Raw genomic sequence first — 11917 nt, forward strand, 5'->3', positions numbered from 1 at the left:
ATGACCCGCAACACTACGCTGCGCATCGCCGAGAAGTTCATCGGGTTGCCGCTCGAACAACGCCGTCAGTTCCTCGCCAAGCTGCGCCAGGATGGCAAGGACTTCGGCCTGCTGCCGATCCCGGTCAGCCGCCATGGCCTCGAGGCCATTCCACTGTCCTACGCCCAGCAGCGCCTGCTATTCCTCTGGCAGCTCGACCCGCAGAGCGCGGCCTACAACATGGCGGCCGGCCTGCGCCTGCAGGGCGAGCTGGACCAGTGCCGTTTGCAAGGCGCATTCGACGCTTTGATCGAGCGCCACGAAGCGCTGCGCACCGTGTTCCAGGTCGACGGCGAACAACCATTGCAACGGGTGCTCTCGGCCGAGCCCCTGGCCCTGCGGCATGTCGACATCGGCACGGCCGACGAGGCCGAGCTGGCCCGCCAGGTGGAAGACGAAGTCGGTCGCCCTTTCGACCTGCTCAATGGCCCGCTGCTGCGGGCCAGCCTGTTCCGCCTGGGCCAGGAGGAACACGTGCTGGTGGTGTGCATGCACCACATCGTCTGCGACGGTTGGTCGATGGACGTGATGGTCCGCGAATTCGTCCAGTGCTACCAGGGCGGCGCCCAGGGCCTGCCAGCGCTGCCGTTGCAGTATGCCGATTATGCCGTGTGGCAGCGTCGCTGGCTGGAAGCGGGCGAGGGCGAGCGGCAGTTGCAGCACTGGCGCGAGCAGCTGGGTGACGAACATCAGCTGCTCGACGTGGCAACCGATTTCCAGCGCCCGCCGGTGCAGAGCCTGCAGGGCGAGACCCTCAAGTTCGACTTCGGCGGGCCGCTGTCGCAGCGCCTGCGCGATGCGGCCCGGGGCCAGGGCGTGACGCTGTTCATGCTGATGCTGACCGTCTACGCACTGTTCCTCTCGCGCAATTCCGGCCAGCGCGACATTCGCATCGGCGTGCCCAACGCCAACCGTGGGCGCGAAGAGGTGGAAGGGCTGATCGGCTTCTTCGTCAACACCCAGGTGCTGCGCTGCGTGGTCGACGAGCGCCTGTCGCTGAGTGAAATGCTGGTGCGGGTGCGCGAGGCGACCTTCGCCGCCCAGGCCAATCAGGAGCTGCCTTTCGAGCAACTGGTGGAAGTGCTCGCGCCCGAACGCAGCCTTGGCCACAACCCGTTGTTCCAGGCCAAGTTCAACCAGAACGTCGGCGTGCAGAAGCAGACCGCGTTGCAATTGCCGGGGCTAGCGGTCAGCGAGTATCCGCTGCGCAAGGAAGGCACCCACTTCGACCTCGCCCTGGACATCACCGACGACGGTAGCCTGGTGCACGGCGAGATGACCTATGCCAGCGATCTCTACCAGCGTTCCACCATCGAAGGGTTCATCGCTGCGTTGCGTGAGCTGTTCGACACGTTGCTGACTGCGCCAGACGCGCCGCTGCATACCCTGGTCAAGGCGCCTGCCGCAGAGGTTGCCAGCCACCGTGAGCAGCCGGCCCTGGTTCTGCAGCGTTGGCACGAGCAGGTGCGCCGCCAGCCCGAAGGCATCGCGGCCGCGTGTGCGGGGCAGCAGCTCAGCCATGCCGAACTGGACAGCCAGGCCAATCGCCTGGCCCATCACCTGCGCGACCTGGGTGTCGCCACGGGGGCACCGGTCGCGGTGCTGATGGAGCGCTCGCTGGATTGGCTGGTGTGCCTGTTGGGCGTTCTCAAGGCCGGTGGCGCGTACATGCCGCTGGACATCAAGGCGCCGACCGAGCGCCTGCAAGGCATGCTGCAGCGCAGCGGCGCGCAGGTTTTGCTGTGCGAGGCTGCTGAACTGCGCCAGCAGGCGTTGGCAGCGTCTGGTTGCCAGGTACAGCCCTATGCACCAGAGCGCTGGGCCTCGTTGCCGGGTGATGCGCCAGCAGCCGGGACACTGGCAGGTGCACCGGCCTACGTGATCCACACCTCCGGCTCCGCCGGCCAACCGAAGGGTGTGGTGGTCAGCCATGGCGCGCTGGCCAGCTATGTCGATGGCCTGCTGCAACGCCTGGATCTGGCCGCGGACGCGAGCATGGCGCTGGTCTCCACCATCGCCGCCGACCTCGGCCACACGGTACTGTTCGGCGCCCTGTGCTCCGGGCGCACCCTGCATGTGTTGCCCGAGGCGCTGGGCTTCGACCCGGATGCGTTTGCCGCCTACATGGCCGAGCAGCGCATTGGCGTGCTGAAGATCGTCCCCAGCCACCTCAATGGCCTGCTGCAGGCGGCCAATGCCGCCGACGTGCTGCCCGAGCATGCCCTGATCGTCGGTGGCGAGGCCTGCTCGCCCGCGCTGTACCAGAAAGTGCGCCAACTCAAGCCCGGCTGCCGCTTCATCAACCACTACGGCCCCAGCGAAACCACGGTCGGCGTGCTGACTCACGAACTGCAAGGTGCAGTGACGCAAGCAATGCCATTGGGCGCGGCGCTGCCGGGGGCCAGCGTGCGGGTGCTGGACGATGTGCTCAACGTGCTGCCCGCGCGCGTCGCTGGCGAACTTTACATTGGCGGTGACAGCCTGGCGCAAGGCTATCTGGACCAGGCGGCCCTGACCGCCGAGCGTTTCGTGCCCGACCCGTTTGGCGCACCGGGCACCCGCCTGTACCGCAGCGGTGACCGCGTGCAGCGCGACAACGCAGGCTTGCTGCACTTCCTCGGACGTGCCGACGACCAGGTGAAGATCCGTGGCTATCGTGTCGAGCCAGGGGAGGTCGGCCGCGTGCTGCGCGGCTTGGCGGGCGTGCATGACGCGGTGGTGCTGGCCGTCCCGCAAGGGGATGACGCAGCGCAGCTGCAACTGGTCGGCTGGTGCGTGCCGGGCACACCCCAGCTGAGCGTCGAGGCCCTGCGCGAGCAGTTGCAGGCGCTGCTGCCGGACTACCTGGTACCCGCTCATCTGCTGTTGCTGGAGCGCCTGCCGCTGACCGCCAACGGCAAGCTGGACCGTCGTGCACTGCCGCTACCGCAGGTGCAACTCAAGCGCCATGTCGCCGCCAGCACACCGCTGGAGGAGCAACTGCTGGCCATCTGGCAAGCGGTGCTCAAGCGTGACGACATCGGCGTCGAAGACAACTTCTTCGAGCTGGGTGGCGACTCCATCCTCAGCCTGCAGATCATCGCCCGGGCCAAGCGTCAGGGCATCAAGCTGAGCCCGCGCCAGCTGTTCGAGAAGCAGACCATCGCCCAGCTGGCCCAGGTCGCCAAGGTGGCCCCCGTGCCGGCCAAGCCAGCTGCGGTTGCGCAGGTCAGCGGTGCCATGCCGCTGCTACCGGTGCAGGCGCGCTTCTTCGAGCTGGCCCTGAACCAACCTGGGCACTACAACCAGGCGGTCATGCTGCAGCCACGCCAGGCGCTGACGGCGAACATCGTCGAACAGGCCCTGGCGCTATTGGTCAACCAGCACGACGCACTGCGCCTGGCCTTCAACAAGGCGCACGGCAGCTGGCATGCCGAATACCGTGCGGGCATACCAGGCGCAATGCTCTGGCATCGCCAGGCGGCCGATGCCGCGCAACTGCAGGCCATCGCCGAAGAAGCACAGGGCAGCCTCGATCTCGCGCAAGGGCCGCTGCTGCGCGCCGTGCTGTGCGACCTCGCCGACGGTGGGCAGCGCCTGCTGCTGGTGATTCATCACCTGGTGGTCGACGGTGTGTCCTGGCGGGTGCTGCTGGAAGACCTGGAGCAGGCCTGCGTCGCCCTGTTGGCCGGGCGCACACCCGCGTTGGCGGAGAAGGGCACGGCATTCAAGGCTTGGGCCGAGCGCCTGGTAGGCTGGGCCCAGGCGCCTGCCCGTGATGCAGAGCTGGCCTACTGGCAAGCGACCCTCGCGGGGCAGACCGGCGACCTGCCGGCGGCACGCCGCGACGCCGGGCTGCAGGTGCGCCACGCCCGCACCGTGCGCTGCCGGCTGGATGCCGACACCACGCAAAGCCTGCTGCAACAGGCGCCAGCGGCCTACCGCACGCAAGTCAACGACCTGCTGCTGACCGCCCTGGCGCGGGTGCTGTGCCGCTGGACCGGGCAGGGCAGTGCGCTGGTCCAGCTGGAAGGCCACGGCCGTGAGGACCTGTTCGACGGCGTGGACCTGAGCCGAACCGTGGGCTGGTTCACCAGCCTGTTCCCGGTGGCGCTGACCCCCGCCGACGACCTGGCCGGCTCGCTCAAGGCCATCAAGGAGCAGTTGCGTGGCGTGCCAGGGCGCGGCATCGGCCATGGTGTGCTGCGTTACCTCGGCAGCCCGGCGCAGCAGGCGGCGTTGCAAGCGCTGCCGCCAGCGCGGGTGACCTTCAACTACCTTGGCCAGTTCGACCAGGGCTTCGGCGAAGACCGGCTGTTCGCACCTGCCCTGGAAAGTGTTGGCGCCACCCAGGCGGCCGATGCGCCACTGGGCAACTGGCTGAGCGTCAACGGCCAGGTACTGGGCGGTGAACTAGAGCTCGGCTTTACCTTCAGCCAGGCGATGTTCGACGAGCCGATGATCGCTGGCCTGGCCGACGACTATGCCCGTGAGCTGGCCGCGCTGGTCGCCCACTGTCTCGACAGCCAGGCCGGCGGCGCCACCCCGGCTGACTTCCCGCTGGCCGGCCTGACCCAGGCGCAGCTGGATGCGCTGCCGGTCGACCTGCGCCAGGTCGAGAACATCTACCCGCTGGCTCCGATGCAGGAAGGCATGCTGTTCCACAGCCTGTACGACGGCCAGGCCAGCAGCTACGTCAACCGCCTGCGCCTGGATCTCGACGACCTCGACCCCGAGCGCTTCATCCAGGCCTGGCAGCAGGCGCTGGACCAGCACGAATCGCTGCGTGCCGGGTTTGCCTGGGAGCAGGGCCTGGAAGCGCCACGCCAAGTGGTACTGCGCCACGTTCAGCTGCCGGTCGAACGCTTCGACTGGGCTGGCGAGGCCGATATCGACGCACGCCTCGAAGCGCTGGCGCAGGCCGAGCAGGCACGTGTCTTCGAGCTTGGCCAGGCGCCGCTGCTGCGCCTGGTACTGGTGCGCACCGGGCCGCAGCGCCATCACCTGATTTACACCAGCCACCACATCCTGATGGACGGCTGGAGCAATTCGTTGCTCTTTGCCGCCGTGATGCAGGCCTATTCGGGGCAGCCTGCCGCGCTGGCGCAGGCCACCCGCAGCGACTACCTCGGCTGGTTGCAGCAGCAGGACCGCGCCGCTGCCGAGGCCTTCTGGAAGGCCCAACTGCTCGACCTGGACGGCCCGACACTGCTCGGCGGCACACGTGATGCCAATGAAGCCGGGCAGGGCGCCGTAGTGCTGGAGCTGGGCGAGCCATTGAGCCAGGCCCTGAAGCACTTTGCGCAGGCCCAGCAAGTCACCCTCAACAGCGTGCTGCAGGCCGCCTGGGCGCTACTGTTGCAGCGCCGTACCGGCCAGCGTCGGCCCTGCTTCGGCGCCACCGTGTCCGGGCGCCCGGCGGAGTTGCCGGGGATAGAGCAGCAACTTGGCCTGTTCATCAATACCCTGCCGGTGGCCGCCGAGCCGCAAGGGCCGATGCCGGTCGCCGACTGGGTGCGTGAGGTGCAGGCACTCAACCTGCGCCTGCGCGAGTACGAGTACCTGCCGCTGTATGCCATCCAGGCGGCGGCCGGGCGCCATGGCGAGGCGTTGTTCGACAGCCTGCTGGTGTTCGAGAACTATCCACTGGCCCAGAGCCTGTCGGACAGCAGTGCCGGGTTGCGTCTGTCTGGCCTGGACTATCAGGAATACAGCGGCTACCCGCTGACCCTGATTGCTGAAGCGCGGGATCGGATGCAACTGACCTTCGCCTACCAGCGCCAGGTTTTCGGCCATGCACAGGTACAGCAAATGGCGGCCGAGCTGCGCCATCTACTGCAAGGTTTCGCCAGTGCGCCGTACGCCTTGCTGGGCAGTTTCGAGCTGATCGACGCAGAGGCTCATTCGCGAATTGTGAAGGGTTGGAATGCCACGGCACGGGACTACCCAGGTTCGCCGTACGTGCACCAGCTGTTCGAACAGCAAGCCGCCCGCCAGCCGCAGGCGCCGGCACTGACCTTCGCCGACCACACCTTGAGCTACGCCGACCTGAATGCCGAGGCCAACCGCCTGGCTCAGTATCTGCGCGGCATGGGCGTCGGCCCGGACGTGCTGGTGGGCATCGCCGCCGAGCGCTCGGTGGAAATGGTCGTCGGCTTGCTGGCGATCCTCAAGGCCGGTGGCGCCTATGTGCCGCTGGACCCGGAATACCCGCAAGACCGCCTGGCCTACATGTTCGAAGACAGCGGCATAGCCTTGCTGCTGACCCAGTCGCACCTGCGCGACAGCCTGCCGATCCCGGGCGGGCTGGCGGTGCTCGATCTGGATCGGGCCGAGGCCTGGAATACCCTGGAGGCGCACAACCCGGCCGTAGAACTGCACCCGGAAAACCTCGCCTATGTCATCTACACCTCCGGCTCCACCGGCAAGCCGAAGGGCGCAGGCAACCGCCATGTCGCCTTGCATAACCGCCTGGCCTGGATGCAGGAGGCGTATCAGCTCACTACCAATGACAGCGTGCTGCAGAAAACGCCATTCAGCTTCGACGTGTCGGTGTGGGAGTTCTTCTGGCCGCTGATGGAAGGCGCACGCCTGGTCATGGCGCTGCCGGGTGATCACCGCGATCCGGCACGCCTGGCCGAGCTGATCACCCGCGAACAGATCAGCACGCTGCACTTCGTGCCGTCGATGCTGCAAGCCTTCGTCGGCGACGAAAACGCCGCCCGCTGCACCTCGCTGCAACGCATCATCTGCTCCGGCGAAGCACTGCCCGTGGAACTGCAACGCCAGGCCCTGGCGCTGCTGCCGCAGAGCGGGCTGTACAACCTGTACGGCCCGACCGAAGCGGCCATCGACGTCACCCACTGGGCCTGCGTCGACGAGGGCAAGGATGCGGTGCCGATCGGCCAGCCGATCGCCAACCTGCAAACCTACGTGCTGGACGGCGAACTGAATCCGGTCAGCCCGGGCGTGACAGGCGAGTTGTACCTGGGCGGCGTCGGCCTGGCCCGGGGTTATCACCGTCGCCCATCGCTGACCGCCGAGCGCTTCGTCACCAGCCCGTACGGCACTAGGCAGCGGCTGTACCGCACCGGCGACCTGGCGCGCCAGCGCGAGGACGGCGTGATCGAGTACGTCGGGCGTATCGACCACCAGGTGAAGATCCGCGGCCTGCGCATCGAACTGGGCGAGATCGAAGCACGCTTGCAAGAGCAGGACGCAGTGCGTGAAGCGGTGGTGGTGGCTGCCGAAGGGCAACTGGTGGCGTATCTGGTGGCCGAACAAGCCGACAGCCTGGCGGCAGTCAAGGCGCACCTGGCGGCCGTGCTGCCGGACTACATGGTGCCCGCGCAGTGGGTGCTGCTCGAACAGATGCCGCTGTCGCCCAACGGCAAGCTGGACCGCAAGGCACTGCCGAAACCGGAGCTGGGCCAGTCCCGGCGCGAGTACCTGGCGCCGCAGAGCGAACTGGAGCAGCGCCTGGCCGGCATCTGGCAGGAGGTGCTCAAAGTCGAGCGGGTCGGCCTCAATGACAACTTCTTCGAACTGGGCGGACATTCGTTGCTGATGGTGCGCCTGGTTTCCCGAATCAAGACCGAGTTCTCCGTCGAATTGCCGATCCAGGACGCCTACCTCGCCGACGACCTCGGCGCCTTGGCCGTCCTGGTGACAGGTAGCGCGGGCCCGGCAGAACAAGATTACGACGCCATTTTTGACGCCTTGGACAAATTGGAGGCATTTGATGCTTAAGCAAGGGACCCAACAGGGCAATGAGCTGGTCCAGCGGATCAGCGGGCTGGGCCACGACAAGCGTGTGGCCCTGTTCAAGCGCCTGCTGGAGAAAGGCATCGACCCGGGCCGGCTGCCTATCGTGGCGTTGGCTGAAGGCGACGTGCCACGCCTTTCCCATGCCCAGCAACGCCAGTGGTTCCTCTGGCAGCTGGACCCACAGAGTGCCGCGTACAACATGCCGGCAGCGCTGCGCCTTGAAGGCACGCTGGACCTTGCCGCCCTGCAGAGCAGCTTCGATGCGCTGGTGGCGCGGCACACGCCACTGCGCACTACCTTCGAGGCAAGCGAGGGTGAGCCACTGCAGCGTATCCACGCTGCAGGACCGGTGGCGATCGAACGCGTGGCCTTGCCGGGTGCCGACGACCAGGCCATTGCCGAAGCGGTGAGCCGTGAAGGGGGGCGCCCCTTCGACTTGCAGCGTGGCCCGTTGCTGCGGGTGCTGCTGCTGGAAATCGGCGCGGCGGACCGGGTGCTGGTCATGACCCAGCACCACATCGTCTCCGATGGCTGGTCGATGCAGGTCATGATCGCCGAGTTGATCCAGCTCTATCAGGCTACCTGTGAAGGTCGCGAGGCCAAGCTCCCGGCGTTGGCCATCCAGTACGCCGACTTCGCTGCCTGGCAGCGTCAGCTGCTCGAAGCGGGCGCGGGGCCGCGGCAGCTGGCCTACTGGACCGAGCAATTGAGCAATGCCCCTGCGGTGCTGGAACTGCCCACCGACCGGCCACGCCCGGCCGTCCCCAGCCATCGTGGCCAGGCAGTGACCGGCACGCTGGACGAGCCGTTACGCCAACGCCTGGTTGCCCTGGCACAGGCGCACGGCTGCACGTTGTCGATGGTGCTGCTGGCGTCGTTCCAGCTGCTGCTGCGTCGCTACAGCGGCCAGAGCGATGTTTGCGTGGGCATGCCGTCGGCGGGGCGCAACCGGCAGGAAGTGGAGCCACTGACGGGCTTCTTCGTCAACACCCTGGTGTTGCGCGGCCGGCTTGAAGATGGCCTGAGCACCGCGCAGCTGCTGCACCACACACGCGCCACCCTGCTCGCCGCCCAGGCCAACCAGGACCTGCCTTTCGAAGCGCTGGTCGATAGCCTGGTGGCGCACCGCGACCTCAGCCACAACCCGCTGTTCCAGGTCATGTTCAACCACCAGGTGCTGGGCGATGGCCTGGGCACCACGGCGCTTGCCGGCTTGTCGCTGAGCCTGTTGCCAGCGCCGACATCGCGAGCCAAGTTCGACCTGGCGCTGGACACGCAGGAGCATGGCGGCCAGCTCAGTGCCAGCCTGACTTACGCCACTGACCTGTTCGATACGGCTACCGCCGCGAAGATGTTCGCGCACTGGCAGAACCTCTTGCGGCGCATGACCGCCGAGCCTGGCAAACCGATCGCCGAGTTGTGCATGCTCAGCGAAGACGAGCGCAACTGGCAGCTTGTGGATTTGAACCCCGGCCTCGGCCAGCCGGCCGAAATACGCACCGTGCATGGCCTGATCCAGCAACAGGCCCAGCTGCGCCCGACTGCCCCGGCCCTGGTCGTGGCGGGCAGGCAGCTCGATTACCAGCAACTCAACCAGTGGGCCAACCGGCTGGCTGCGCGCCTGCACGAGGCGGGCGTAGGCCCTGAGGTACGCGTGGGGATCGCACTGGAACGCTCGGTCGAAATGCTGGTCGCATTGCTGGCCGTGCTCAAGGCTGGCGGTGCCTATGTGCCGCTGGACCCGACCCACCCGCGTGAGCGGTTGCGCTACATGATCGAGGACAGCGGCGTTGCCCTGGTGCTGGCCCAGCCGCATCTGCTGGCCGAACTACCGCTACCGGCTAGCGTCGAGGTGTTGCCGGTCAGCGCTGATGGCGCCGAGCTGCAAGGTTACTCGGCGCACGATGTCGATTATCCGGTGGCGGCGGACAACCTGGCCTATCTGATCTACACCTCCGGCTCTACCGGCCGGCCGAAGGGCGTGGCGGTCACCCATGGCCCGCTGGCCATGCACTGCCTGGCCATTGCCGAACGCTACGGCATGACCCCAGAGGATCGCGAGCTGCAGTTTGCCTCGATCAACTTCGACGGCGCCCACGAGCGCTGGCTGGTGCCGCTGGTTTCCGGTTCGATGCTGATGCTGCGCGACAACGAAGCCTGGGATGTCGAGCGCAGCGCACGTGAGATTGCCGAGCATGGCATCACCATCACCTGCTTCACACCAAGCTACCTGCAGCAATTGGCCGAGCACCTGGGCGAGGCGAGGGCAGACCTGCCCATCCGCTCCTACACCGTGGGCGGCGAAGGTACCAGTCGCGCCACCTTCGAGCAGATCCAGCAGGTGCTGCGCACACCGCGCATCATCAATGGCTATGGCCCGACAGAGACTGTGATCACACCGTTGCTGTGGGCGGTCCACCTGGGCAGCGGATTCGATGCGCAGTACATGCCGGTGGGCACGCCCGTCGGCGCGCGTTCAGCCTATGTGTTGGGCAGCGACCTGCAGCTGCTGCCTGCAGGCGTGCCTGGCGAACTGTATATCGGCGGGGAAGGGTTGGCGCGCGGTTATCACCAGCGCCCTGGCCTGACCGCCGAGCGCTTCGTCGCCGACCCGTTCGGCCCGCCAGGCGGCCGCCTTTACCGGACAGGCGACCTGGTGCGTCTACGCCAGGACGGCGTGGTCGAGTACCTTGGTCGGGTGGATCATCAGGTCAAGGTGCGTGGTTTCCGCATCGAGCTGGGCGAGGTGGAATCGTGCCTGATGGGCATGGAGCAAGTGCGCGAAGCGGTGGTCGCCGTGGCGGGCGAAGGGCGTGGTTCGCGCCTGGTGGCCTACCTGGTGCTGGCGCCGGGGTTGCAGTGGGATGCCGCGTTGCGCGGCCAGGTGCTCGCTCGACTTCGCCAAGCCTTGCCGGAGTACATGGTGCCTGCCCACCTGCTGGTGTTGCCGGCCATGCCACTGAACCCCAACGGCAAGCTCGACCGCCATGCCTTGCCAGCCCCCGCGCTGGACCGCTCCGAGCATTATCGGGCGCCGGTCACCCCGTTGGAGGTGAGCCTGGCGAAGCTCTGGGGCGAGCTGCTGGAGGTGGAAGAGGTCGGGCTCGATGACAGCTTCTTCGAGCTGGGCGGCAACTCCCTGCTGGCCATGGAACTGGTGCGCCGGGTGCGGGTGGCAGCGCTGGACGGCTTCAGCATGAGCCTGCGCGACCTGATGACCACGCCGCGTATCGGCGAGTTGGTCGGGCGCCTGCAAAGCACTGCCAGCCAGACCCCGATGTTATTGCTGAACACCCCGGTGCCAGGCGCCACACCGCTGTTCTGCCTGCATGGCGTGCATGGCTCGGTATTCGACTACCTGCCGTTGGCCAGGGGCCTGCAGCCGCAGTGGGCGGTGCACGGCATCCAGTGCCGGATGCTGTTCAATGCAGACTGGGTCGACGCGGATGTCGAGTCCATGGCGGTCGACTACTGCGATTACATCCGCGCTGTGCAGCCGCTGGGGCCGTACTGCCTGCTTGGCTGGTCGCTGGGCGGTGCCCTGGCGCTCCAGGTGGCGCGTGAGCTGGAGGCGCAGGGGCAGGTTGTGGCCTTCGTCGGGCTGCTGGACAGCTATTTGCCCCAGGCCGATCAGCAACAGCCGTGGGATGAGCGCTTGCTGAACCTGCTGCTGGCGCTGGGCGCTGATGAGAGCGCCAGCCGGGCGCTGTGCAGTGGTTGGCAGGGGCCCGAAAAGGACCAGCAACTGCTGCTCGGTGAGCCAATGGAAAGCGTACTGGGCAACCTGTCGGCGCCGGTGCTGGCCACCCTCGCCATCGGCGAACGGGTGGCCTTCGTGCGTACCACGCTGCAGCTGGACCGCGTGGCGATGGCCATGAAGGATCTGCCAGGCACTCGGGTGAAACCTACCTGCTGGTGGGCGGCAGGGCGCGAAGAGGCGGCGCGGTCGAGCCTCGATGCTCACTACGGCACTGCACTGCGGCATCTGAATAGCGACCGTGGCCATTTCGACCTGCCGCAGGATGGGCAACTGATCGAGGCGGTGGCCGGGCAACTGCAGGGTATCGAGGTCGAGCGCCAGGAGGCGGCATTCGAGGTTTGACATTCAACGCCCAGCACGAAAAAAAGCCCC

The 11917-nt window shown here is 67.1% G+C and carries 2 protein-coding genes; both read left to right on the forward strand.

What is annotated here, in order from left to right:
* A complete protein-coding gene (locus ACOKS3_RS08005; protein ID WP_422763220.1) occupies positions 1 to 7767 on the forward strand; it encodes an amino acid adenylation domain-containing protein in 7767 nt (2588 codons plus the stop codon).
* Entirely contained in the window at positions 7760 to 11887 is a 4128-nt protein-coding gene (locus ACOKS3_RS08010; RefSeq protein ID WP_422763221.1) for an amino acid adenylation domain-containing protein, read from the forward strand. Before ACOKS3_RS08005 ends, ACOKS3_RS08010 begins: the two co-directional genes overlap by 8 nt.
* Positions 11888 to 11917 lie beyond the last annotated feature (30 nt).

Source organism: Pseudomonas sp. HS6-2 (genome assembly GCF_049325675.2).
GTDB lineage: Bacteria > Pseudomonadota > Gammaproteobacteria > Pseudomonadales > Pseudomonadaceae > Aquipseudomonas > Aquipseudomonas putida_N.

What these genes read in the sequence shown, in the direction of transcription:
- ACOKS3_RS08010 (WP_422763221.1), top strand. Translation starts at nt 7,760, where the DNA reads ATGCTTAAGCAAGGGACCCAACAGGGCAATGAGCTGGTCCAGCGGATC.
- ACOKS3_RS08005 (WP_422763220.1), top strand. Translation starts at nt 1, where the DNA reads ATGACCCGCAACACTACGCTGCGCATCGCCGAGAAGTTCATCGGGTTG.